24 protein-coding genes are annotated in these 23,463 nt (G+C 52.1%); 8 read left to right on the forward strand and 16 right to left on the reverse strand.

Features of this window, described 5'->3' with window-relative positions:
- The first annotated feature begins 78 nt into the window (after nucleotides 1-78).
- On the forward strand, nucleotides 79-2,301 hold the full coding sequence (locus PsAD37_RS27180) for an esterase-like activity of phytase family protein (RefSeq protein WP_063298738.1): 2,223 nt from the start codon (nucleotides 79-81) through the stop codon (nucleotides 2,299-2,301).
- Nucleotides 2,302-2,778: 477 nt separating this feature from the next.
- A complete protein-coding gene (locus PsAD37_RS27185; protein WP_208992120.1) occupies nucleotides 2,779-3,525 on the forward strand; it encodes a hypothetical protein in 747 nt (248 codons plus the stop codon).
- Nucleotides 3,526-3,596: 71 nt separating this feature from the next.
- Here PsAD37_RS27185 and PsAD37_RS27190 read toward each other — a convergent pair whose 3' ends face one another.
- Entirely contained in the window at nucleotides 3,597-4,454 is an 858-nt protein-coding gene (locus tag PsAD37_RS27190; protein ID WP_063298739.1) for an alpha/beta fold hydrolase, read from the reverse strand.
- A 42-nt stretch (nucleotides 4,455-4,496) separates the two neighbouring features.
- On the opposite strand from PsAD37_RS27190, the gene PsAD37_RS27195 reads away from it, so the two are divergent.
- Nucleotides 4,497-4,709, forward strand: a complete 213-nt coding sequence (locus PsAD37_RS27195; RefSeq protein ID WP_275078353.1) for a helix-turn-helix domain-containing protein — start codon at nucleotides 4,497-4,499, stop codon at nucleotides 4,707-4,709.
- On the opposite strand, the gene PsAD37_RS27200 is transcribed toward PsAD37_RS27195, so the two are convergent.
- From PsAD37_RS27200 to PsAD37_RS27245, 11 genes are all read right to left on the reverse strand, one after another.
- A complete protein-coding gene (locus PsAD37_RS27200; RefSeq protein ID WP_152986835.1) occupies nucleotides 4,706-4,912 on the reverse strand; it encodes a hypothetical protein in 207 nt (68 codons plus the stop codon). The genes PsAD37_RS27195 and PsAD37_RS27200 overlap by 4 nt on opposite strands.
- 154 nt (nucleotides 4,913-5,066) lie before the next feature.
- Nucleotides 5,067-7,220 (reverse strand): 3-hydroxyacyl-CoA dehydrogenase NAD-binding domain-containing protein, encoded by a 2,154-nt coding sequence (locus tag PsAD37_RS27205; protein WP_063298740.1) that lies wholly within the window; start codon nucleotides 7,218-7,220, stop codon nucleotides 5,067-5,069.
- Nucleotides 7,221-7,368: 148 nt separating this feature from the next.
- Nucleotides 7,369-7,755 (reverse strand): hypothetical protein, encoded by a 387-nt coding sequence (locus PsAD37_RS27210; RefSeq protein ID WP_063298768.1) that lies wholly within the window; start codon nucleotides 7,753-7,755, stop codon nucleotides 7,369-7,371.
- Between the two features lie 227 nt (nucleotides 7,756-7,982).
- Entirely contained in the window at nucleotides 7,983-8,564 is a 582-nt protein-coding gene (locus PsAD37_RS27215) for a Fic family protein (RefSeq protein WP_063298741.1), read from the reverse strand.
- Nucleotides 8,564-8,779: a hypothetical protein gene (locus PsAD37_RS28235; RefSeq protein WP_152986836.1), complete on the reverse strand. Its 216-nt coding sequence runs from the start codon at nucleotides 8,777-8,779 to the stop codon at nucleotides 8,564-8,566. The genes PsAD37_RS27215 and PsAD37_RS28235 overlap by 1 nt, the downstream gene beginning before the upstream one ends.
- Before the next feature lie 251 nt (nucleotides 8,780-9,030).
- Complete coding sequence (locus PsAD37_RS27220) at nucleotides 9,031-10,749, reverse strand: ABC transporter substrate-binding protein (protein WP_063298742.1); 1,719 nt, start codon at nucleotides 10,747-10,749, stop codon at nucleotides 9,031-9,033.
- A 74-nt stretch (nucleotides 10,750-10,823) separates the two neighbouring features.
- Complete coding sequence (locus tag PsAD37_RS27225; RefSeq protein ID WP_057465479.1) at nucleotides 10,824-11,105, reverse strand: DUF2160 domain-containing protein; 282 nt, start codon at nucleotides 11,103-11,105, stop codon at nucleotides 10,824-10,826.
- A 13-nt stretch (nucleotides 11,106-11,118) separates the two neighbouring features.
- Complete coding sequence (locus PsAD37_RS27230; RefSeq protein WP_063298743.1) at nucleotides 11,119-12,015, reverse strand: carbohydrate ABC transporter permease; 897 nt, start codon at nucleotides 12,013-12,015, stop codon at nucleotides 11,119-11,121.
- 5 nt (nucleotides 12,016-12,020) lie between these two features.
- The gene (locus tag PsAD37_RS27235; RefSeq protein ID WP_057465481.1) at nucleotides 12,021-12,908 is read right to left on the reverse strand and encodes a carbohydrate ABC transporter permease; all 888 of its coding nucleotides are present in this window, start codon (nucleotides 12,906-12,908) and stop codon (nucleotides 12,021-12,023) included.
- Nucleotides 12,909-12,911: 3 nt separating this feature from the next.
- Nucleotides 12,912-13,991, reverse strand: coding sequence for an ABC transporter ATP-binding protein (locus tag PsAD37_RS27240; RefSeq protein WP_063298769.1), 1,080 nt, complete (start codon nucleotides 13,989-13,991; stop codon nucleotides 12,912-12,914).
- A gap of 10 nt (nucleotides 13,992-14,001) precedes the next feature.
- On the reverse strand, nucleotides 14,002-15,084 hold the full coding sequence (locus tag PsAD37_RS27245; protein WP_063298744.1) for an ABC transporter ATP-binding protein: 1,083 nt from the start codon (nucleotides 15,082-15,084) through the stop codon (nucleotides 14,002-14,004).
- A gap of 779 nt (nucleotides 15,085-15,863) precedes the next feature.
- On the opposite strand from PsAD37_RS27245, the gene PsAD37_RS27250 reads away from it, so the two are divergent.
- Nucleotides 15,864-16,628 carry a sugar phosphate isomerase/epimerase gene (locus PsAD37_RS27250; RefSeq protein ID WP_063298745.1) on the forward strand — a complete coding sequence of 255 codons (765 nt, stop codon included), beginning with the start codon at nucleotides 15,864-15,866 and terminating at the stop codon, nucleotides 16,626-16,628.
- A gap of 84 nt (nucleotides 16,629-16,712) precedes the next feature.
- On the forward strand, nucleotides 16,713-17,744 hold the full coding sequence (locus tag PsAD37_RS27255) for a hypothetical protein (protein WP_063298746.1): 1,032 nt from the start codon (nucleotides 16,713-16,715) through the stop codon (nucleotides 17,742-17,744).
- Between the two features lie 50 nt (nucleotides 17,745-17,794).
- Here PsAD37_RS27255 and PsAD37_RS27260 read toward each other — a convergent pair whose 3' ends face one another.
- From PsAD37_RS27260 to PsAD37_RS27275, 4 genes are all read right to left on the reverse strand, one after another.
- A complete protein-coding gene (locus PsAD37_RS27260) occupies nucleotides 17,795-18,328 on the reverse strand; it encodes a methylated-DNA--[protein]-cysteine S-methyltransferase (protein WP_063298747.1) in 534 nt (177 codons plus the stop codon).
- Between the two features lie 55 nt (nucleotides 18,329-18,383).
- Nucleotides 18,384-18,623 carry a hypothetical protein gene (locus PsAD37_RS27265; protein ID WP_063298748.1) on the reverse strand — a complete coding sequence of 80 codons (240 nt, stop codon included), beginning with the start codon at nucleotides 18,621-18,623 and terminating at the stop codon, nucleotides 18,384-18,386.
- Between the two features lie 286 nt (nucleotides 18,624-18,909).
- Nucleotides 18,910-19,755 (reverse strand): fumarylacetoacetate hydrolase family protein, encoded by an 846-nt coding sequence (locus tag PsAD37_RS27270; RefSeq protein WP_063298749.1) that lies wholly within the window; start codon nucleotides 19,753-19,755, stop codon nucleotides 18,910-18,912.
- Nucleotides 19,756-19,770: 15 nt separating this feature from the next.
- Nucleotides 19,771-20,508: an SDR family oxidoreductase gene (locus PsAD37_RS27275; RefSeq protein ID WP_063298750.1), complete on the reverse strand. Its 738-nt coding sequence runs from the start codon at nucleotides 20,506-20,508 to the stop codon at nucleotides 19,771-19,773.
- Nucleotides 20,509-20,776: 268 nt separating this feature from the next.
- Here PsAD37_RS27275 and PsAD37_RS27280 point away from each other — a divergent pair, with 268 nt between their 5' ends.
- Genes PsAD37_RS27280 through PsAD37_RS27290 form a run of 3 tightly spaced genes read left to right on the forward strand, consistent with a single transcriptional unit; the run spans nucleotide 20,777 to nucleotide 23,463 of the window.
- Nucleotides 20,777-21,574 carry an IclR family transcriptional regulator gene (locus tag PsAD37_RS27280; protein ID WP_063298751.1) on the forward strand — a complete coding sequence of 266 codons (798 nt, stop codon included), beginning with the start codon at nucleotides 20,777-20,779 and terminating at the stop codon, nucleotides 21,572-21,574.
- A gap of 10 nt (nucleotides 21,575-21,584) precedes the next feature.
- Nucleotides 21,585-22,625, forward strand: a complete 1,041-nt coding sequence (locus PsAD37_RS27285) for an aldo/keto reductase (protein WP_063298752.1) — start codon at nucleotides 21,585-21,587, stop codon at nucleotides 22,623-22,625.
- Nucleotides 22,618-23,463, forward strand: a complete 846-nt coding sequence (locus PsAD37_RS27290) for an amidohydrolase (RefSeq protein WP_063298753.1) — start codon at nucleotides 22,618-22,620, stop codon at nucleotides 23,461-23,463. Before PsAD37_RS27285 ends, PsAD37_RS27290 begins: the two co-directional genes overlap by 8 nt.

The following is a 23,463-nucleotide window of genomic DNA, read 5'->3' on the forward strand; positions in this document are numbered from 1 at the left end:
AAACATTCATAGGCCTGCCATGCGGGGCCCCTAACCAGAAAGCACTTAACCGCAAAACTATTCTGACAGGGGATCTTCATGCGCGTTCTTCGCACTTCACTCTTGGGCGGCATTTCCGTTGCTATGTTGGCAGCTGGTCTTTCTGCTGCAAATGCATCTGAAGCAAAGTTCTTTAAACGCATCGCGACCATGCCAGTTTATGAAACACTGGCGGAAGGTGTAGACCGCAAATCAGAAACCGTAGCAGAAATCATTGCTGCATCTGAAGACGGCAAAACCCTTGCTTTCACCGATGGTCCTCAGGAAGCAATCGTCTTCCTTGATGCAACCAACCCAGCACAGTCAAAACCAGCAGGGCGCACTGCACTAGGCGGCGAGCCAACTTCTGTTGCAATCTCAGGCAATTACACGTTCGCAGGCGTCAACACTTCTGAGAGCTACACCGCACCTTCTGGCTATGTGGCCGTTATCAACACCGCAACAAAACAGATTGATGCGAAGTGCAATGTCAAAGGCCAGCCAGACTCCGTTGCGGTGTCCAAAGACGGCAAGTTCCTTGCGATCGCCATTGAAAACGAGCGTGACGAAGACCTGAACGATGGCGCTTTGCCGCAGATGCCCGCAGGTTTCCTCACAATCTTCGATCTGGACCAAAACGGCATGCCGAAAAACTGCGATGCCGTGCGTATCGTGGAAATGACAGGCCTTGCAGCTGAAGGCGGAGATGATCCGGAACCAGAGTTTGTTTCCATCAACGGCAACAACCAAGCCGTTGTTACACTTCAGGAAAACAACCACCTCGCAATCGTTGACCTCGCTTCTGGCAAGATCACCAATCACTTCTCTGCTGGTACCGCGACAGCACAAAACGTGCCGGTCAGGAAAGCTCGCGCCTCTGATGCGTCTGGATCAAAGATAGATATTCCCCGTGAACCAGATGCTGTGGCCTGGATTGATGATAATCGCTTTGTGACGGCAAATGAGGGGGATTACAAAGGCGGGTCTCGTGGGTTCACCATCTGGAACAAGGACGGCGCCATCGAGTTTGACAGTGGCAACCAGATGGAACATCTGGGCATGTCGCACGGGCATTACCCGGCCAAGCGTGCGCACAAGAAGGGCACTGAGCCAGAGGGCGTAACCGTCGGTAAGTTCGGCGGCGAGACCCTGATCTTCGTAAACTCCGAGCGCGGGAACTTCGTAGCAGTTTACCGAGACACTGGCTCTGAACCAGAATTCGTGCAGGTCCTGCCAACTCACATTGGCCCAGAAGGCCTGCTGGCAATCCCTTCCCGGAACCTCTTCGTTGTCGCTAACGAAAAGGACAACGTAAAGGACAAAGTCCGTGCCCATGTCGGCCACTATGAGTTTGGCGCGACCTATGCAGAATACCCGCAGCTGATCTCCAACATCGATCAGGAAACCAACGCACCAATCGGTTGGGGCGCAATCTCTGGCATGGTGGCAGACAAAACCGACGCCAACAAACTCTATGCCGTCTCCGACAGCTTCTACGACAACGCCCGTATCTTTACACTGGACGTTTCCAAACAGCCAGTTGAAATCACAGGCCATATGGATCTGACCGGCGGCACCGCCAAGAGGTACGACCTCGAAGGCATCGCCCTGCGCAAAGACGGCGGTTTCTGGTTGGCATCTGAAGGCAACGCAAAAAAGGAAATGGGGCACTTCCTGCTTCAGGCATCTGCAAATGGTGTCATCGAAAAAGAGATCAAGCTACCAGAGAGTCTCATCGCTCAAGCAAAACGCTTCTCTCTGGAAGGTGTGACCGAGTTCGAGATGAACGGAAAAACCCTCGTTGCAGTTGCTGTGCAGCGTGAGTGGAACGACGATCCAAAAGGCATGACCAAGATCGGCATCTACAACCCTGCTGATGAGAGCTGGGGCTTTGTGCACTACCCGCTGGATGCACCACGCAGCGCAGCCGGTGGCTGGGTCGGTCTTTCCGAAATCACATCTCTTGGCAACGGCAAGTTCGCAGTCGTAGAGCGTGACAACAAAGGCGGCAAGGAAGCAGCCATCAAGCAGGTCACTGTGATCTCTCTGGAAGGCATCACCCCTGCCCCACATGGCGTTGAGCTGCCAGTGCTGACCAAGAAGGTCACTCTCGATCTTCTCCCAGCCATGTCCGCAACCAACGGCTGGACACCGGACAAGGTTGAAGGTCTGGCAATCACCAAAGATGGTCGCATCCTCATCTCCACCGACAATGATGGCGTGGACGATGCAAACGGCGAAACCCTATTCTTCTCCATGGGTGATGCAACTCAGCTGAACTAGCCGATTGAAATTTAAGAGACAACAAAGCCCGGTCGAGCAATCTGCCGGGCTTTGTGCTGTCTCAAGGCAACAGCGCAAAGCTGACGACGCTACGACGCAACTCAGAGCCAGTAGATATTACTACCTACAAACAATCTATACGTGCTGTATCAAACAATACAGCCATCAACTAAACTAAATCACAACAATACAACCACCAATTAATATTGATTCTCAATAAACACGGTGGCCTTATGCCCATACCAAATGTAAATACAACACAAACAACTGTTCAAATTGAAAACAACGCAAGTCTCACGCAAGTTAATACTAAAAGCGCACAATCATCAAGCTTGAATGATTCCGCCTTAAAGGCAGAACCGGAACACAAAACAGGCTTCTACTACGCACCCTTTCGCATCTGAGGATGTCTTACTTTTCGCAGCAGGTACCAATCAAGCCCGCAACACTGCTGGTAAGGAACCACGCCATATTATCGTGGCAAATGATGCTGCTAAAACCAAACTGGAAACGCTCAAGCAGCAGCTGGTAGAAAAGAACCAGGCTCAGGCCAGTGACATTCGCGAAAAGGCAAATGCAGTCATCTCGGAGCTGAACCTTGAGGGATTTGAGCTTCTGGACTTTGTATCATCAGATGCCTACACAGACATGCTGAAGCTGGCACAAAACTATTCCTTTGAAGCAGATGTCCTGCAGCAGGCAAACATTATCAGCAATGAGAAAACCGGCATTCTAGGCACGCTGAAAAACGGTGAGAACAAAATCTATGTACTCGGCCACGGCGCTAACGGCTCTAACGAAATCTCCAGCAAACGAAGCGCCAGTGAGGAAGGCTATGAAACCGTCTCCTCAAAAGGGTTGGCTGAGCAACTCTCAAAAGGCGGTCTGGATAAATCATTCACCGATATACGCGTCGAAAGCTGTTACAGCGCAGATGCAACCGCGCCAGAATCATTTGATCCGGAAGAACTGAAACTTTCCTCCGAACCCGGCTTCATAGATGCACCAGACGATCCAGAACTCGACGGGACCAAAGTTTTCCCTTTTGCGCAGTCCTTAGCGAATGAACTCAAGAGTGCTGGCTTTGAAAGCCCGGAAGTTGCCGGTTATCACGGCGCGGGAAAAGCCTACTCAGAAGATGCCCATAGATACCAGACACTCCACACAGACGATGCACCAGTGGCCAGAAGCTCTGATGTACGGCAGATATTTATTCCGGTCTGAACCTACAGCTTTCCAGAAGCGATCAGCCTAAGTGCATAAAGCCCAGCAGAACTCTTGGCAGGGCTTATTGCTTAGCCTTTACATTTTACCAGCCTGCTCAGGATAGCATCAGCTTGAGTCCAGAGGATCGCACTCCCCTCCGCTGCAATCTGATGGAGCTCAGAGCAGCTCAGACGCGTGGCAAGGGTGCTGCCAAAATCAGGCGAATGCACCGGGCTCGTATCCTTGAGGCCATACCATAACTGCACGTCCTGCTTGATGTTCTCAACGTTGAATGACCAGCGCCCCATCGCAAGCCGCGTATCACGGGCATAGCCGGCCGCTCCCTGAGCGAAGCCCGAGGCCAGCGCATCACGATAGAGAGGAGCAAACGATGCTGAGGCATAAAACGCGCGGTCCTCTTCCCCGCTCATCCCCTCAATCATCTGCCACAACCATTCTGCTGTCGCCATGCCTGCAATGTCAGCCTCAAGACGGTCCGGATCATCGCAAGCCAAAGAAACCATACTCTTCAACTCATCAGGAAGCTTGGCAAACATACCGGGGAAAGCCAGCTCATCCTGACCGGACACAACCGCAACCCCATCAACAAGACCAGAAGCTGCCAGTGCCAATGCAAAAGGCGCCCCCTGCGAAAAGCCAATCGCAAACGCCTGATCGGCCTTCACAAAATCAAGCAGTTCTTTGATATCCTCTGCCCAGCTTTCAAAGTTTTTCTCAGGATCTGCGCCGGACTTACCCAATCCCGGACGATCAACTGAGAGAACACGCAGACCCAGATCCTTTGCGGTTTGCTCTCCAAACGAAATGGCAGAGGCCATTCCTGCACCCTGACACAAAATCACAGGCCGCCCATCAGCATCACCCCATTCACTCCATGCAAGGGCGCGGTCACCGGGTAGATTTATTGTTCCTTCTTGCAGCTTCACAAGCGTATTCCTTAATGAAAATTCAAAAGCTAAATCAACGAGCTGAAACGCAGACTGCCCGGTGTTTCTCAACGCTTATTGACAGCACAACTCCGCTCTCTGGAAGAGGATGGAATTGTCGACCGTAAAGTTATGGAAGTTGTACCGCCGCATGTGGAATACTCCCTTTCAAAAAAGGGCAGGTCCCTACAGCCGGTCCTTCAGGCAATGGAAACCTGGGGCGAGAACGAGGTCAAAAACTTCCCGATCTCTTAATCCTTGCGCTCATAGTGATAAGTGATCTTGGGCTTGTTCTTGCCGAACAGGATCTTCAGGATCACAATGGGGATAGTGATGGCAATAACGGCCAGCATCAGGCCGGAGGCAAATCCGATAATGAGGAGGATAAATGCCAGTAAAGCCATCGCGAACAAAATCGCAATCACCCGCCCGGTTATATATTCCAGAAAATTCAGCATCACCATCTCCAACGGGCATATCTTCCAAAACCGGCGCCGGTTTTCGGTTCAGGATACGCAAATAAACATCCAAAACAGCACCGTTGCTATGTGTGCTGTTTTAGAGCTACCCAAAGGGTACACCACTAGAAGATGGCGATGCAACTGAAGAGAATCAAGCGTTCTCGTGCTTTTTCGCTGCCGGGTTATTCTCCCGCTCAGCATTCAGGTCAGCAAATGTTTTGCCAGAGGAAACCAGTTCCTCTAGCAGCTTTGCAGGCTGCCAGAAGTAAGCATCCTCCTGCGCATACACCTTGATATTGTTGAGGATTTTCTCAAGCCCAATCTCATCCGCATACTGCATCGGGCCACCACGCCAACGCGGGAAGCCATAGCCGTAGATCAGCGTCATATCCACGTCCAGCGGCCGCAAGGCAATGCCTTCCTCAACCACCTTTGCAGCCTCATTCACCATCGCTGCCATGTACCGATCAAGGATCTGCTCTTTTGAAAGGTTTTGTGCGTTGATATGTTTTTCTTTGCGTTCCTCTGTCAAAATCTCGAGAACAGCAGGGTTTGGCGTGCCTTTCCGCGCACCTTCCTCATAAACGTAATAGCCCTTGCTGGTTTTCTGCCCAAACCAGCCTTGCTCACACATGCGGTCTGCAAATGTGAAATAACGTTCACGTGGATCACGGGTTGGCGCCTTCCGCTTGCGGGTCGCCCAGCCAATATCCAGACCAGCCAGATCAGCCACCGCATACGGCCCCATCGGGAAGCCGAATTCCAGCATCACCTCGTCCAACTCAAACGGCGATGATCCGTCCACCACAACGGCATCAGCAGCTGCACGATAAGTCGCCAGAATGCGGTTGCCGATGAAGCCATCACAAACGCCAGCCCGAACAGCGACCTTGCGCATGACCTTGCCAAGCTGGAAACCGGTCGCAATCACATCTGGAGCCGTCTCGTCCGCAACCACCACTTCCAGCAGTTTCATGATGTGCGCTGGAGAGAAGAAATGCAGCCCAATCACATCCTGCGGACGCTTGGTCACTGCAGCAATGGCGTTCACATCCAGATAAGACGTGTTCGTCGCCAGAACAGCACCGTCCTTACAAACTTCATCCAGCTTCTGGAACACCTGCTTCTTCACAGTGATGTCTTCAAACACCGCCTCAACCACCAGATCCACATCAGAGAGCGAGGCATAGTCCGTGCTCAAAGATAAGGCTTCAGCAAAGATCCGCTGTTCTTGCTCTGCTGAAAGCTTGCCCTTCTTAACAGCACCACCAGTATTCTTGGCAATCGTCGCTTTCGCGCGGCTCAGAGCCTCATCATCCCGCTCAATCAGGGTAACAGAAAGCCCATTCATCAGTGCACCGGTCGCTATGCCAGCGCCCATAGTACCACCGCCGATCACGCCGATAGATTTCAACTCGCGTGGAGCAATGCCTTCAATTTCAGGAAGCTTGCCAAGCGCCCGATCCGCAAAGAACGCATGTGACAAAGCGCGGTGTTGAGCCGAGTTCTTCAGCTCCATAAACATCTCACGCTCTTTCGCCATGCCATCTGCAAAGCTGGTTTGACTGGCAATTTCAATGGCTTCAACGCATACCACTGGCGACTTCTGACCACGTGCCCGCTTGGCAATCGCAGCCTTAGCCTCCGCAAACACTTTCGGCTCAACAGCCGCAGCAACCAACTCAGAGCAACGGCGCAGCGGCGTCCCATTATCAATCACAGACCGTGCAAAGGAGAGGCCAGCAGCAACCGCATCAGCTTCCTCGCTCACCTCATCCAGAATACCAACAGCCTTTGCAGCATCCACCCCAACTTGCGCACCGCTCGGGATCATCTCCAGCGCGGTCTCATAACCAGCCAAACGTGGCAGACGCTGCGTGCCGCCTGCACCCGGAATGATGCCCAGATGCACTTCTGGCAGACCAACCTTGGCGCCCTTTACCCCAACGCGGAAATGACAACCCAGTGCAACCTCAAGCCCGCCGCCCAGCGCAACACCATGAATGGCAGCAATCACAGGCTTCGAGCAGGCTTCAATGCCATCAATCACATCAGGCAGATGCGGCTCAGTGGCAGGACGCTTGAACTCGCGAATGTCCGCCCCCGCAATGAACACCTTGCCAGCGCCAACAATTACCGCAGCCTTCGCCGCATCGTCTTCTTCAAACTGCTTGATACGCGCAACCAAATCCTGCCGGATCGCCAGCGACAACGCATTCACCGGCGCATTGCTCACGGTCATAACCGCAATATCACCGCGCAATTCATAGGAAACCTGACCTGATGACTTAAATGAAGAAGACACTCGAAACTCCCTGAGGCAAAGCGCACTCCCGCGCCGCACTATCACTCGCAATTCCACGTAGTTTAGCAGGGCACAGCAGGAATTCCAGTTGTAAAATACAATTCTATTATGCGGAATTATGAGAGAGAGTCTTAGTTACCCTCACCATCTACGACGGCTCATCCAACCCATTCGGCAAGGAGATCCAAAGCACAGTCTGAGCCTCAGGTGAATGCCGCGAAAGGTGACCCTTGCCATGCGTATCCTCAATAAGCACGAACTCCCCAGCGCCGACTGTTCGAACTTCCCCGTCACTGGTTTCATACTCAACGGACCCATCAAGCCTCACAGTCAAAATCCGATCAGGCACACTATGCCATTCCACCTGTCTCATACCTGCTGGAATGTGAGAGAAACGGACGCGCGAAGCCGGATAACTGGCACTCACATCAAACGGAGTTGCATCAGGATGCACCGACACTTTCTGCGTCAGTATCTCAGCCTCACCAAAATGCGACTCCCCATCCGGCGTTGCGTAAATCCGTAGACACTTCACAGCAGCAGCCCCTTCAATCTGACCAAGATATCGCAAAATCTACCTACCATGCCGCAACCAGAAGACGAAACAAGTACTCCAGATAATACAATCCCCCTTCATAGCGACATCTCGGCATACCTTTTCAGGATGTCTCGCTTGGATTTTAAGGGGGAAGCATTCAAACGCAGCACATCGCTAAAAAACGAAACTGGTATGGTGTCTCCCAGGAAGCGAGAAGAATATATCTACGCCATCAATGCCATAATTGCTTGGATAAGCGGTCCATTGTTGCCGTAAAAACTAGCAACCATAGCTGCCATGAACTGATCAGCTTGAATTTGCTCCACGTCCATCGGAAAACCTGAAATTTCAAAGAGAATGCTCAGTAAGGTTAGCTGACAACGTCCATTTCCCTCTCGAAAGGGATGAACGGCATTTATTTCTGCAACATAATAAGCTGCACGCTTCGCAAATGTTATCGGGTCCTCAATCAGCGTGAGGTGATTTTCAGATGCCAGTTGAGCAAAAATCTTGACCATTTCCTGCTCAATAAACTCAGGATAGCAAAACCAGCTATCGCCTTTTCCTGTCCGAATTTCTCTCGGCTTCCCTGTCCAGTCATAAACGTCTTGGAAAAAATGATGATGGATTGCCTTGTAGTACTCATAGTCCAATTCACCAGCTGGTAAAGGTTCCTCAGAGCGTGTCAGGAACATAAGCTGCTCGAACTGATCCAGCTCACTTTGGTCGGTCAAATCTAGTTTATTTTTAAGAACATGTGTACCTGGATAGCATAGCGGATCTTCTATTGCATTATAACGGCTCATCACCTTGATTTCTTGCTAAAACTGCGAGAAATAGCTGAACGCAAAGCATCCCCCTTCAAGCCTTCGCTTTCATGAAGGGCAATCGTCCTCTCCCATTTCTTAGTCAAAGTCATACCTTCAACAAGCGCAAACCTTGATGCTTTTTTTTTGCCAAGCGGAGAGACAGAAATCCGTCCACTTACGGTCGAGCGTTTGATAATATTACTTTTCGTCATGCGCAAAGCTTAGCATAAACAATTAAAAAAATGCAAAAGCTGCTTTCTGTTACAACTGGTTAAAAAGATAAGAACCGAATCCCTCTCAATAAGAAGATACCAATTCGATCAGTGATCCAATATTTAGAATGTTCATTCCCAAAACAAAAAACCCGGCGCCTTACGACACCGGGTTTCTCGTTTAGTCTTGGAAGTGTATCCCCGAAAAGTGGATACCGGTTTTCGGACAAAGATACGCCCGAAAACGACGCTTACTTGGAAGCGTCTGCCCAGCTCTTGATCAGCTCGTCGTAGTCAACGGTAACCGGAGTTGGTTTTTCGTTAGCCAGTTTGGCTTTCGGTGCGCCTGGCTGGTTCAGCCAGAAATCACGATCCATAACTTCGTTGAGCTTAGGACCACACTCGCCCTGAACACCAGCACGCTCAAGACGCTTCAGAACTTTGTCCTGAGCAGCAGCAAGAGCAGTCATAGCTTCCTGAGGAGTTTTCGCGCCTGAGGATGCATCACCAATGTTCTGCCACCACAGCTGAGCCAGCTTTGGATAATCAGGAACGTTGGTACCGGTTGGGGTCCACTGTACACGAGCTGGAGAACGGTAGAATTCTACCAGACCACCCAGATTAGGTGCACGCTCTGTGAAGGACGCATCGCGAACGTCACTGTCACGCACGAAGGTCAGACCAACGTGAGACTTCTTCAAAGAAGTTGTCTTCGCAACGGTGAACTGAGCGTAGAGCCATGCAGCTTTCGCACGATCTTCCGGGGTAGACTTCATGAGAGTCCAGGAACCAGCGTCCTGATAACCCAGCTTCATGCCCTCTTCCCAGTAAGCACCCTTCGGAGAAGGAGCCATACGCCACTTAGGAGTGCCGTCTGCGTTCACAACTGGAATACCCTCTTTCACCATGTCTGCGGTGAATGCGGTGTACCAGAAGATCTGCTGAGCAACAGAACCCTGTGCCGGAACCGGACCAGCTTCAGAGAACACCATGCCTGGTGCTTCAGCCGGAGCGTACTTCTTCAGCCACTCGATGTATTTGGTGATGGAGTAAACCGCGGCAGGACCATCGGTTGCACCACCGCGCTCAACGGAAGAACCAGCTGGGGAACAACCGTTTACGCGAATGCCCCACTCGTCAACTGGCAGACCGTTTGGAATACCCTTGTCGCCAGCACCTGCCATGGAGAGCCACGCATCGGTAAAGCGCCAACCCAGGGATGGATCTTTCTTACCGTAGTCCATGTGGCCATAGACTTTTTCGCCGTTGATTTCTTTCACGTCGTTGGTGAAGAACTCAGCGATGTCCTCATAAGCGGACCAGTTAACCGGAACACCCAACTCATAGCCGTATTTCGCTTTAAACTGAGCTTTGATGTCTGGGTTTGTGAACCAGTCATAGCGGAACCAGTAAAGGTTCGCGAACTGCTGTGTTGGAAGCTGATACAACTTGCCATCTGGGCCAGTTGTGAATGAGCGACCGATGAAGTCTTCAACATCCAGAGTTGGCAGCGTAACCGCTTTACCTTCGCCAGCCATCCAGTCAGTCAGGTTACGAACCTGCTTGTAGCGAGCGTGCGTACCGATCAGGTCGGAGTCGTTGACGTAAGCATCATAGATGTTCTCGCCAGACTGCATCTGGGTCTGAAGCTTCTCAACAACATCACCTTCACCGATCAGGTCGTGAGTAACTTTAATGCCGGTGATTTCGGTAAATGCTTTTGCAAGAACCTTCGCTTCGTATTCGTGGGTCGCAATGGTTTCGGAAACCACTTTGATTTCCATACCTTTGAAAGGCTCAGCTGCTTTGATGAACCAGTCCATTTCCTTCATCTGCTCTTCCTGAGAAAGAGTAGAAGGCTGGAATTCGTCGCTCACCCACTTCTTCGCGGCTTCCATGTCTGCAAAAGCAGAGCTGGATGCGCAAATCATGGCTGCAAAGCCAACGGACGCTAAAAGCTGACGTCTCATATATATTCCTCCCGACTATATTTTATTGCACTGAAAGTTCCCCTAAACATCAGTGCGGAGAAAAAAGCTCAATCCTAAACCCAGCGGAACACGCAAAACGCGTATGCCACACAGACCAACAGAGCCCACCAAAGGTTTGCGCTAACAAACCCAAGCCAAAACAGGCAGATAAACGCACTGCCCAGCAGCGAAACAAACAAGCGGTCGCCGCGTGTCGTCTCAAATTTCAAAATCCCATGCCGGGGTGTCCCCCCCGGCACAAACCATTCCCAAACCGCCATGCTGGAGATCAGCAGGCCAATGGTGATGAAGAAAATCGCAGTCGGCGACGTCCAGGCCATCCAAGAAAAATCCATAATCGCCTCCCTGTTAAACGCGGCCCAGGGCAAAGCCCTTAGCGATGTAGTTACGTACGAAATAGATCACCAGCGCACCCGGAATAATTGTCAGAATCCCCGCCGCCGCAAGTACACCCCAATCCATGCCGGAAGCTGAAACCGTACGGGTCATCGTGGCCGCAATCGGTTTAGCTGCAGTTGTGGTGAGCGTACGGGCAATCAGCAATTCCACCCAAGAGAACATAAAGCAGAAGAACGCTGCCACACCGATACCGCTTGCAATCAAAGGCATGAAGATCTTGCCGAAGAATTTCGGGAAGGAATAGCCATCGATATAAGCAGTCTCGTCAATCTCTTTTGGAACACCAGACATAAAGCCTTCCAAAATCCACACAGCCAGCGGCACGTTGAACAGACAGTGCGCCAGAGCCACTGCAAGGTGCGTGTCAATCAGACCGAAGGCGGAATAGAGCTGGAAGAAAGGCAGCGCAAACACCGCTGGCGGAGCCATACGGTTTGTCAGCAGCCAGAAGAACAGATGCTTGTCACCCAGAAACTTATAACGCGAAAACGCATAGGCCGCTGGCAACGCAACCGCCACGGAGATAACCGTATTAAGCGCCACATAGGTGATGGAGTTGATGTAACCGTTGTACCAGCTTGGGTCCGTGAAGATCACCATGTAGTTGGCGAGCGTCGGCTCATCCGGCCACAAGGTAAACTTGCTCAGAATTTCCTGGTTGGTCTTCAGGCTCATGTTGAGGAGCCAGTAGATCGGCAGCATCAAAAACGTGATGTACAAAGTTGGAACGAGGAAAGCATAGCGGCTTCCGGTTCTCTGTGCCTTTGCGCGGGTCCGGCTGCGTGGAGCCTGTCCACCAGCAGCAACACCACCATCAATGACTGCAGTTCCAGTTGTTGTCGACATGGTGCTTACTCCTCGCCTGCGTAATGTTTCTTCTCAGTCCCAATGTTGTTCATCGCGGTGTAGAACACCCATGAGAACAGCAGGATGATGAGGAAGTAGACGAGTGACATTGCAGCAGCTGGCCCAAGGTCAAACTGACCAATCGCCATCTTCACAAGGTCGATACTCAGGAAGGTCGTGGAGTTACCCGGTCCGCCACCTGTAACAACAAACGGCTCGGTGTAAATCATGAAGCTGTCCATAAAGCGCAGCAGAACCGCAATCAGCAAGACACTGTGCATCTTTGGCAGCTGGATGTAACGGAACACCGCCCAGCGGGACGCCCCATCAATACGCGCGGCCTGATAATAAGCCTCAGGAATAGAAACAAGCCCCGCATAGCACAGCAGCACAACAAGGCTGGTCCAGTGCCACACATCCATAACAATCACGGTGGCCCATGCAGCAACAGGGTCCTGTGTGTAGTTGTAGTTGATGCCAAGAGAGTTGAGGAAATAACCCAGCAGACCAATGTCCGCACGGCCAAACACTTGCCAGATGGTACCAACCACGTTCCACGGCACCAGCAATGGCAGCGCCATCAACACCAGACAAACCGGAACGCCCCAGCCTTTTTTAGGCATACAAAGCGCAATACCGATACCCAGCGGGATCTCAATTGCAAGAATGGAGAAGGAGAAAATCAGGTTGCGGACCAAGGCATCATGAAAGCGCTCGGAGCTGAGCAGTTCCTGAAACCATTCAATCCCAACCCAGAAAAACTGATTGTTTCCAAAGCTATCCTGAAACGCATAGTTCACAACAGTCATCAATGGAATAACAGCGGTAAAGGCCACCAGCAAAAGAACCGGTAAAACCATGAACCAGGCTTTGTTGTTTACGGTCTTTTCCATGGATCAGGCCCCCTCGCTTACGAGCCAGCTGTCGGCATAAAGGTTCGTCTGTGTTGGATCGAAGAGAGCTGTCGGACTTTCCGGAATGCTCATGCCTTCGCCAACAATGGCGTTCAGCGCAACACCTTCCATCTCACCACGCAGAATGCGGTAGCGGCCGATGTCTTCAACAGCGTTGACTTTCAACGGCAAACCTTCTCCGGCACCGCCGAGTTTCACAAACTCAGGACGGATACCAACCTCGGTTTTCTGAGCGACTTTCTTCGGGTCGAGACCACATGGCAGCGGTACACTGTGTCCACCAACACGCGCCATGGTTCCATCCACCTCGCACGGCAGAATGTTCATGCCCGGAGACCCGATGAAGTAGCCAACAAAGGTGTGCTGAGGTTTGCGGAACAGCTCATCCGGCGTTCCAATCTGCACAACTTCGCCGCCATACATCACCACAACCTTATCCGCGAAGGTCAAAGCCTCGGTCTGGTCGTGGGTCACATAAACCATGGTGAAACCAAACTGCTTGTGCAGATGCTTCAACTGCGAGCGCAGAACCCACTTCATGTGCGGATCAATTACGGTAAGCGGTTCGTCAAACAGGATCGCGTTGGTATCAGAGCGCACCAGACCGCGGCCCAGCGAGATCTTCTGCTTCTCATCCGCCGTCAGGCCCTGCGCCTTGCGCTTTGCCTTGCTCTCCAGATCAATGATCCGTAGAATCTCGCTGACCTTCTGATCAACTTCAGCTGCCGGAACACCGCGGTTGCGAAGCGGAAACGCCAGATTGTCGTAAACAGACATGGTGTCGTAAACGACCGGAAACTGGAACACCTGCGCAATGTTACGCGCTTCGGTAGAAAGCTCCGTCACCGGCTTACCATCAAACAGCAGATCACCTTCAGAGGGTGTCAGCAAACCGGAGATGATGTTCAAAAGTGTTGTCTTGCCACAGCCGGAAGACCCAAGAAGCGCATAAGCACCGCCATCTTCAAAGGTCAGATTAACTTCCTTCAAAGCGTAATCGCTCGGGCTTGTTGGGTTCGGCAAATAAGAGTGGCGAATGTGGTCGAGATCAATACGTGCCATGCTCGCCTCCTTAAGCCGGTTCATGCATGAGAGACGCAACAGAGCGGCCCTCATCATCAAAAATCATGAAGTTCTTGGCATCCACAAACACGTCGATCTTGGCATCCACGTCTACGTTATGAATGCCATGTTCCAGCGCCACCCAGCGGTGGTTCAGGCATGTCAGATGAATGTAGCTCTCAGAACCGGTAATCTCGGAAACATCAACAACCGCAGGAAGACAAACAGCATCTTCACTTGGGCGCTGCAGGTAAAGGTGATGTGGCCGGAAACCTGCTTTGTAATGTCCATCAGGAAGACGCTTCTCTTCTTCTGATGCCGGAATAACCGTGCCATTTGACGTGCGGAACTCACCCCCGCTCTTCGTCAGGCCCAGCAGGTTCAACGGCGGATCAGAGAAAGTCTGCGCGGTAACGATGTCCTGAGGATTGCGGTAAACGTCAATGGTATCACCAAACTGCGAAACCTGCCCCTCATGCAAGGTGGCTGTACGCCCGCCCAGCAACAAAGCTTCTGTCGGTTCTGTTGTCGCATAAACAAACACAGCACCGCTTTCAGAGAAGATCTTCGGCAGCTCGTCGCGCAATTCTTCACGCAGTTTGTAATCCAGATTCGCCAATGGCTCATCCATCAGCACCAGATGCGCCCCTTTGACCAGCGCACGCGCAATCGCAGTACGCTGCTGCTGACCACCAGAAAGGTTCAGCGGTGTTCTGTCCAGATAAGGTGTGAGCTTCATCAAGTCCGCAGCTTTGCGCACTTGCTTGTCAACATCAGCCCCTTTTACTCCCGCAACGCGCAGCGGGCTGGCGATGTTTTCATAAACCGTGAGAGCCGGGTAGTTGATGAACTGCTGATAGACCATCGCGACGTCGCGCTTGCGCACGGAAACACCGGTCACATCCTGTCCATTTACGAGCACTTGCCCTGCAGTTGGCGTGTCCAGCCCTGCCATCAAACGCATAAGCGTTGTCTTGCCTGACAGTGTTGGTCCCAACAATACGTTCAATGAACCACTTTCAAGACGCAAAGACACGTCGCGAATATGGTCCATACCGTCAACAGTCTTGCTGACGCCCCTTAATTCAAGCATGTTGCCCTCCCGGAACAGAAAGCGACCCGACTGCTTCCTGCGATACGCGCTGCTTGCACTGCGGTACCTTCATATTCCTGACTGTAATTCCAAAAAACAACTCGGTGGTCGAGCTGAATCTCTTAGTAAAGGTCCCAGCCTTTTAAAGAACTGCGCCGTTTTAGCAACGCTACGCATCTGTCAATTTTTCACGAGCCTCCTCGAACACCTTCAAGTTCTGCTTTCTTACGCAGCTCCGTCCCTACAAAGTGCCATTAGAGATCAAAATTAAACTACGTCCTAACCAACACGTCAATTTTCGTTTACAGTCGATTACGCGCATATTCGCGTAATTTCGAAATATAAGCGAAACCACTTAAGCGTCAATTCGAAAATTGACAAAACGAAACTCTTAGCTGTTATCCATTAGGATGAGAACGCACCCAGTGCGGCAGAAATGTTGAAGATCTATCATTCTTGCATCTGTCAGCCTGAACCAATAACACGTTGAAAAGACTGCGCTGTTGACGCAAACTCTGATTTAATGAGCTAGCTAATATTTTCGCGGCGAAATAATTCGAACCTAAATTCCCTATTCAGATGTTCTCCACCGGGTGTGGTCAATTCATGAAACCACCTTGCTCAAACATCGATTCTGACAACCGCTTTCGGAGAGGCTCCCCTCTCCTTGCCCTCTTTCGCAAGCCCTCTTGCTCTACAGGTAGATGCAACTCTATTGTCGTGCAGAGCAATAAAACCGGGCCAGCTAGCTTTGGTCGCTCTGGGAGGGGAACTGTATCATGGACTTTTGCCTACAGCTTTACAGCGCACGAAACTTCCAACCCTGGAAAGAGGTGTTTCAGGAAACAGCCCTCCTCGGCTACACACAGGTAGAAGGCTTCGAGGAACTCTATCCCACACTCGAAGCTGCTCAGACAGTGCGGGATCTCCTCGATCAATATGACCTCGACATGCCCTCCGGCCACTTCGATCTCAAGGATCTGGAAGAGAACCTTGATCAGTGTATCAAGATCGCAGTCCTCCTCGGCATGCACACCATCTTCGCCCCCTACCTCACACCCGAGCAACGACCGACAACGAAGAAGGAATGGACCGTCTTCGCCCACCGTTTGGAGCATATGGCCAACACACTCAAGCATAAAGGCTTCCACTTCGGCTGGCACAACCACGATTTCGAGTTCAAACCTCTCCCGGACGGCACCATTCCTATGGAACTGATCATCTCAGAAGCTCCCACCGTGGAATGGGAGGTCGATGCCGCATGGATCATCAAGGCAGGGCTGGACCCGCTGGACTGGATCGAAGCCCACGGCACCCGCATCACAGCCGTCCACATCAAGGATATCGCCCCCGAAGGCGAAGGCACAGATGAAGATGGCTGGGCAGATGTCGGCTTCGGCACCGTTCCATGGGGCCACATTCTGACGGCCTTGCAGGAAAAAAGCCGAACCAAGATTTACATTCTCGAACACGACGACCCGAACAATTTTCTCCGCTTCGCTGACCGTTCCTTAACCTCACTCAAAATGCTTGAGGGTGTGTAGGTATTTCGCCATAGACACGCCTTTCCCTTGCATTAAGGCAAGCCGATTGTCTCCACCAAGGAGACGGCACAAGGGAGAGGTAGGATGAACAGACGAGAGTTTCTCAGAGCATCTGCCCTAACAATTTCCAGCGCCTATTATATGGGCATCGTTGCTGGACCTGTTTTCGCTGAAGGCGAAAAAACAAACTCTGTCAAAAACGCAAAGGTCACCTACTTTGACGCCCGCCCTGGCGCGCGCTCCAGAGACGTTGGCTTCGATTCCGATGGCATGGTCTGGTATTGCGGACAGGCAGATGGCACGCTCACACGTCTTGATCCTGACAATGGAGAACTCCACCCGGTTTCACTGGGCGAAAATGCAGCCCCACACGGCGTGGTGCTAGGCCCCGATAACGCTATGTGGGTCACCGAAGGCGGACAAAACGCCATCGCCCGCGTTGATCCGGCGACAGACGCCGTCACCCTCATTCCACTGCCTGCCAAATTCGCAGACGCAAACCTCAACACAGGCATCTTCGATCACGACGGCATCTACTGGTTCACCGGACAAAACGGCGTCTATGGCCGTGTTGATCCCGTCAGCCAAGAAATCGAAGTCTGGCCAAGCCCTCAAGGCCCCGGCCCTTATGGCATCACTGTCACCCCGCAAGGTGACATCTGGTACGCCTCCCTCGCTGGCAGCCACATCGCCAACATCGACAGAACCAACGGAAGCGCCCGCATCGTGACACCTCCGACAAAAGAGCAAGGCGCCCGCCGCGTCTGGTCCAACTCAGAAGGTAAACTCTGGGTCAGCGAATGGCTCTCCGGTCAGGTCAGTGAGTACGATCCAAAGGCAGACACATGGCGCGCATGGCGCCTCCCCAGCAATGACCCACTGCCCTACTCAGTCTATGTTGATGAGCACGATAAGGTCTGGCTTACAGACTTCGATACTGATGCAATCGTCCACTTTGACCCGGATACAGAAGAGTTTAGCAGCTTCCCAAGCAACAAAGCAGACGCCGACGTTCGCCAGATGGCAGGACGTAAAGGCGAAGCATGGGGTGGAGAATCCGGAACAGACAGGATCGTCCGTATCCAGTTTGATGAAGCAGAAACAACACCATCCTGACCTACAGCGTATCGCCGAAAAGAGGGCGTTCAATCGGGCGCCCTTTTCATTTAAAAGGAAAATGCCATCTGGTCTTTGTTGGCACTGGTTCCATGCGGAATACCCTCATGATCCAGCAGCCAGATCTTCGTATCCAGTCCGCCGCCAAAACCAACCAGAGCACCATTCGCCCCAATCACCCGATGGCATGGAATAACAATCGGCAATGGATTCGCATTGTTCGCCAGCCCCACAGCACGGCTTGCACCCGGATTGCCAAGCGCTTTCGCAACGTCGCCATAGCTGCGCGTTTCACCAAACGGGATCGCTGCAAGCTGTTCCCAAACGCTCTTTTGAAACTCAGTGCCGATCAGCTTCCAATTGAGAGAAAACTCTTTGAGATCTCCGGCAAAATACCCCACCAACTGCGCAATCAAGTCAGTATAAGGCGTTGCATCCTCAATCCAGCCATCCACAACATACCGCCTGCGTGCACTTTCAGGAAAATGGATAAACTCTAGCCCACCGGCTTCTCCACCAATCAAAAGTTCCCCAACCGGGCTCTCATAAGTGCAGTATGTGATTGGTTCCGCATCAGCGGTCATAGTCAGTTTCCCTCGTTATTTGGACCAGCATTTCACCTCAGATTGCGCTGAGCTATTAATCCGTATCATACTCGAGAAAGTAATCGTATTTCGAGTAGTCAAAGACAATCTCCTGATCAATGTACTTTCTTAGCTGATGCTCTGTACGTCCATCAATCCGCCAGCAATCATACATTGGGTCATGCTTGGGAACGTCGAAAATAAACCGCAGTTCAGCTAAGTCAGGGTTTGCTAAAGCAATCTGCCCGCTTACTTCTTCCGTTTCTTTGTCAAAATATCTGATCAATCTAGGCATTGCATTTCTAAAGCTAAGATATGGAGGCGTGCTCCTTAATTGGATTGCTTCTTCACGTGGAATGGGATACCGAGGCGCTTCGCTATTGCTTTGACTTGGGCTGCTGTCTTACTGCGTTTGTTTTCCCTATGCCCTTGCGATTGCTGTGTTTGCGGTGACGCTTGCTTACGCTAACAGACAACCGCTCAGCCCCAAGCAAAACGTGAAAAAACTCTCCACCACGATCAGCAGCGGAGAGTTCTTTAAAGCTTAGTGAAGGCATCAGAGCTTAGCAAGCTCACGCTTCTCAATCAGCAGCGTAAGTAACCTGTTTTTGAACGCCGAGACCTTCAATGCCCAGCTCCATTTTGTCGCCCGGCTTCAGATAAGTCTCTGGCTTCTGGCCCATACCAACGCCCGGAGGCGTGCCAGTGGAGATCACATCACCCGGCTGCAAGCTCATGAACTGAGACAGATGCGAGATCACCTGCGCCACATCAAACACCATGGTTTTGGTAGAACCGTCCTGATAGCGATGGCCGTTTACTTCCAGGTACATGGAAAGGTTCTGCGGGTCTTCCACTTCATCACGGGTCACAAGCCACGGACCAATTGGACCAAAGGTGTCAGCAGACTTACCCTTCACCCACTGGCCACTGCGATGCAGCTGGAAATCACGCTCAGACAGATCATTGACCACGCAATATCCGGCCACATGATCCAGCGCGCCTTTTTCGCTCACATACTTGGTGTGCTTACCAATCACCACGCCCAATTCCACTTCCCAGTCTGTCTTCACAGACCCGCGTGGAATCTCGATTTCATCATTTGGGCCACAAATAGCTGAGGTCGCTTTGAAAAAGGTTACAGGCTCTTTTGGCACTTCCATACCCGCTTCAGCAGCATGGTCGGAATAGTTAAGGCCAATACAGATGAACTTGCCCACATTGCCAACACAAGCACCAATGCGTGGATTTCCTTCCACCAAAGGCAAGCTGGTCAGATCAAGAGCCGCAATCTTCGCAAGGCCCTCAGCACCCAGCGTGTCACCGGCAATATCTCCCACAACACCAGAAAGATCACGAATGTTGCCATCCGCATCCAGAATACCCGGTTTCTCGGCGTTCGCCTCACCAAATCTAAGGAGCTTCATGTCCTACCCTCTTTATTAAACTGACCAACCGCCATCAATGGCGTGCGTCTGCCCTGTTGTAAACGCGCTATCATCACTACCAAGGTACACAGCCAGTGCAGCAATCTCTTCTGGCTTGCCAATACGTCCCATAGGTTGACGCGCAATAAAATCTTTCATCGCCTGTTCGTAATTGCCCGTTGCCTTCAATCGATCATGCAGCGATGGACTATCGACTGTACCCGGACAAATCGCATTACAGCGAATACCTTTGGTCACGAAGTCCGCGGCAATTGCCTTGGTCAAGCCAATCACGGCCGCTTTGGAGGAGCAATAAACGAACCGGTTCGGAACACCTTTCAGAGACGATGCCACTGAAGACATGTTGATGATGGAACCACCACCATTCTCCAACATGGCAGGAATCGCCGCACGGCAAAGACGGTACATGGCTTTCACATTCAGATTGAAAGAGAAGTCCCAGGCATCTTCATCACAGTCCAGAATCGTGCCGCTATGCACAAAGCCAGCGCAGTTGAACAGAATGTCCAGTGGCCCTACCGTCTTCAGGGTGTCTTGCACCTCGTCGGCATTGGTCACATCCAGCTTCAGGCCTGTCACACCCTCAATCGCACTCAGCTCAGCAAGTGCAGCCTCGTTGATGTCAGTTGCAAATACCTTGGCCCCCTCTGCAGCATAGGCTTCCACCGTAGAGCGGCCAATTCCCTGCCCCGCAGCGGTGATAAGAGCTGTCTTGCCAGTCAATCGTCCCATGTGTCCTCCCCCGGACTGAATCTCTTAAAAATATAGGCTCGGCCAAACCAACTAGAAACTCGGATTATTAGAAAGGAAGCACTGCTTATCGTCAAAACAAAAGGCAGGTGGTGCTTTGGTCTTCTCCCAAAGACCGCAGAAATCCGTCAGTTCACCAAATCAGATAGTGTCGTAACTTAAATATAAAAACTTCTTTCAAATGTAAATTAGAAATTGACAAGGTCGAATTTTACGTCAAAAAATATGCTCACATCAAACAGAGCTGATCATGGCAGACATACAAACATCGCAAGACAAAGCTGAAAAATACCGCGCTCCCGCTTTGGAGAAGGGACTGGATATTCTGGAACTGCTGTCCCAGTACGCATCCGGCCTGTCTCAGGCAGAGATCGCAAAAGCACTCGACCGGTCCCCCAATGAGATCTACCGCATGCTCACCACACTGGTGCGCCGCGAGTATGTATCTCGCTCAATAGAAGGCGACCGCTTTCAGCTCAGCCTGAAAATGTATTCCATGTCGCATCGCCACCCACCTGTCACACGACTGTTGGAAGCGGCGGTGCCCATGATGCGCAAAACGGCCAAGGACGTTCACCAGTCCAGCCACATCGGCATGGAGCATCAGGGAGAGATCGTCGTGGTCGCCAGCGTGGAAGCGCCTGGCAACTGGAGCTTCGTACTCAAAACCGGCTCGGTCATCGGCCTCTGGAACACAGGCACCGGACGGGCAATCGCTGCCTTCCAGAAGCCGGAGATCCGCGAGCTCATGTACAACCAGCATGAGCGCGCACTCGGAGAACCGGAGATGAGCCTCGATGCATTCCGTGCCATTCTGGATGAAGTACAGGAGCAAGGTTTCGTGCGCATGCCGTCCGCCAGCACGGTCGGCGTCACCAATCTGGCATTCCCTATTCTGGGACCAGACGGAAAGGCAGTGGCAGCCCTCAGCTGTCCATTCATGGAGCGCATCGACGACTTTAAAGCGCCGGGAATTGAAGACGTTCAGAAAGCCTACGCTCAGGTAGCGAAGGACATCACCAGCATTTACGGCACAGTGCCAACATAAGGAAATTGCTATGGGCTTGGGAGGGAAGCTGGCTCATCGACAATTAGGGGGAACAAATCTGCAGTTGCCGACATTGGGGATCGGCGGCGCAGCATTTGGTGGGCTGTTTGCAACAGCCCCTCGTAAAGAGTCTATGAGCACATTGGATCGCGCCAAAGAGGTTGGTCTCACTTACATCGATACCGCCCCTTACTATGGTTTTGGCCGTTCAGAGCGTGTCATTGGAGATGCAGTCCGCAAGTACGACTACATCATCTCCACCAAGGTTGGCCGTTTGCTGAAACCGGGTATGGCAGATAATCCAGCCCAGTTCGGCTGGCCTGATCCGCTGCCCTTCCATCCGGTCTATGATTACTCGTATGACGGTATCATGCGCTCCTATGAGGCCAGCCTGCACCGCACCGGTCTTGACCGCCTCGACATCCTGTTGGTGCATGATATCGGCACAGCCACCCACGGTCCGGAAGAAAACCTGCGCCACATGAAAGACCTGCAAGGCGGCATCAGAGCCCTGCAGGAGCTTAAGTCCTCCGGTGCAATCTCGGCCATAGGCCTCGGCGTGAATGAAACAGCCATTTGCATGGAGTTGATGAAGCAAGCTCACTGGGATGCCTTCCTCCTCGCAGGCCGTTACACCCTGCTGGAACAAGCCCCTCTCAAGGATTTGCTTCCTGCTTGCATAGAGGCACAAACCTCCATCATTCTTGGCGGCCCCTTCAACTCAGGCATCCTTGTTGGCGGCAGCACCTGGAACTACGGAAGCGCACCGCCTGAAATTCTGGCCCATGTGACGGCCCTGAAGGAATGCTGTCAGGAGTTCTCGGTTGATTTGGCCGCAGCAGCACTGCACTTCCCACTCGCACACCCCGCAATCGCCAGCGTCATTCCCGGAATGCGCAATCGCAGTGAGTTGGAAGACATCCTCAAATGGATCGCTGCCGACATTCCCGTTGCCTTCTGGTCACGACTAAAAGAACGAGAGCTCCTTCCCGCAGAAGCTCCCGTCCCTTCTGGCAATCTCTTCTTCGAACAAGAGGTGAAGCATGCTTAGGATCGATGCCCACCACCATTTCTGGAAGCTTTCCCGCGGCGACTACAGCTGGCTGACACCAGACCTGAACGTGCTGTACCGCGACTTCCTCATCAGCGACATCCAACCCCTGCTCACCCAAGCCAAGATGGACGGAACCATCCTCGTGCAGGCAGCAGACACAGTTGAAGAAACCCTCTTCATGCTGGAACTGGCTGCAGAACACGACTGGATCCTCGGCGTTGTCGGCTGGGTAGACATGGAAGCAGCGAACGCACCAGACACCATCAAAGAACTCTCCCAAAACCCAAAACTCGTCGGCATTCGTCCGATGATACAGGACATTGAAGACGATGAGTGGATGCTGCAGGACAACCTGCGCCCTGCCATTCAGGCTCTCATCGACAACAACCTGACACTCGACCTGCTGGTCCAGCCCCGGCACCTGTCCCATCTTAAAACCTTCCTCAGCCGCTATCCGGACCTGCGCGCCGTCATCGACCATGGCGCAAAACCGGATATCCGCAACAAGGCCATCGAGACGTGGTCCCAACACGTCGGCGACATCGCACGCACTTCCAATGTCTGTTGCAAACTTTCAGGTCTTCTCACTGAGGCCTCCGAAAACGCAGAGATCGAAGACATCGCCCCCTACGCCTTTCACATTCTGAAATGCTTTGGACCGGAGCGCGTCATGTTCGGCAGCGATTGGCCCGTCCTTCTCCTCGCGAATACCTATCAAAACTGGGTGGATATGGTGGAGCAGCTCACAGCTGATCTGCCACAGGCAGACTGGGAGGCCATCTTTGGTGGCACCGCTGCAAAATTCTATCTCACCAAAACAATGGAAACTCTCTGA

The organism is Pseudovibrio sp. Ad37 (genome assembly GCF_001623075.1).
GTDB lineage: Bacteria > Pseudomonadota > Alphaproteobacteria > Rhizobiales > Stappiaceae > Pseudovibrio.

Bases quoted from the DNA above. Each gene is read 5' to 3' on its own strand.
- PsAD37_RS27180 (WP_063298738.1), top strand. From the start codon at position 79: ATGCGCGTTCTTCGCACTTCACTCTTGGGCGGCATTTCCGTTGCTATG.
- PsAD37_RS27200 (WP_152986835.1), bottom strand. From the start codon at position 4,912: ATGCTGAATTTTCTGGAATATATAACCGGGCGGGTGATTGCGATTTTG.
- PsAD37_RS27215 (WP_063298741.1), bottom strand. From the start codon at position 8,564: ATGAGCCGTTATAATGCAATAGAAGATCCGCTATGCTATCCAGGTACA.
- PsAD37_RS28235 (WP_152986836.1), bottom strand. From the start codon at position 8,779: ATGACGAAAAGTAATATTATCAAACGCTCGACCGTAAGTGGACGGATT.
- PsAD37_RS27220 (WP_063298742.1), bottom strand. From the start codon at position 10,749: ATGAGACGTCAGCTTTTAGCGTCCGTTGGCTTTGCAGCCATGATTTGC.
- PsAD37_RS27225 (WP_057465479.1), bottom strand. From the start codon at position 11,105: ATGGATTTTTCTTGGATGGCCTGGACGTCGCCGACTGCGATTTTCTTC.
- PsAD37_RS27230 (WP_063298743.1), bottom strand. From the start codon at position 12,015: ATGTCGACAACAACTGGAACTGCAGTCATTGATGGTGGTGTTGCTGCT.
- PsAD37_RS27235 (WP_057465481.1), bottom strand. From the start codon at position 12,908: ATGGAAAAGACCGTAAACAACAAAGCCTGGTTCATGGTTTTACCGGTT.
- PsAD37_RS27240 (WP_063298769.1), bottom strand. From the start codon at position 13,991: ATGGCACGTATTGATCTCGACCACATTCGCCACTCTTATTTGCCGAAC.
- PsAD37_RS27245 (WP_063298744.1), bottom strand. From the start codon at position 15,084: ATGCTTGAATTAAGGGGCGTCAGCAAGACTGTTGACGGTATGGACCAT.
- PsAD37_RS27250 (WP_063298745.1), top strand. From the start codon at position 15,864: ATGGACTTTTGCCTACAGCTTTACAGCGCACGAAACTTCCAACCCTGG.
- PsAD37_RS27255 (WP_063298746.1), top strand. From the start codon at position 16,713: ATGAACAGACGAGAGTTTCTCAGAGCATCTGCCCTAACAATTTCCAGC.
- PsAD37_RS27260 (WP_063298747.1), bottom strand. From the start codon at position 18,328: ATGACCGCTGATGCGGAACCAATCACATACTGCACTTATGAGAGCCCG.
- PsAD37_RS27265 (WP_063298748.1), bottom strand. From the start codon at position 18,623: ATGCCTAGATTGATCAGATATTTTGACAAAGAAACGGAAGAAGTAAGC.
- PsAD37_RS27270 (WP_063298749.1), bottom strand. From the start codon at position 19,755: ATGAAGCTCCTTAGATTTGGTGAGGCGAACGCCGAGAAACCGGGTATT.
- PsAD37_RS27275 (WP_063298750.1), bottom strand. From the start codon at position 20,508: ATGGGACGATTGACTGGCAAGACAGCTCTTATCACCGCTGCGGGGCAG.
- PsAD37_RS27280 (WP_063298751.1), top strand. From the start codon at position 20,777: ATGGCAGACATACAAACATCGCAAGACAAAGCTGAAAAATACCGCGCT.
- PsAD37_RS27285 (WP_063298752.1), top strand. From the start codon at position 21,585: ATGGGCTTGGGAGGGAAGCTGGCTCATCGACAATTAGGGGGAACAAAT.
- PsAD37_RS27290 (WP_063298753.1), top strand. From the start codon at position 22,618: ATGCTTAGGATCGATGCCCACCACCATTTCTGGAAGCTTTCCCGCGGC.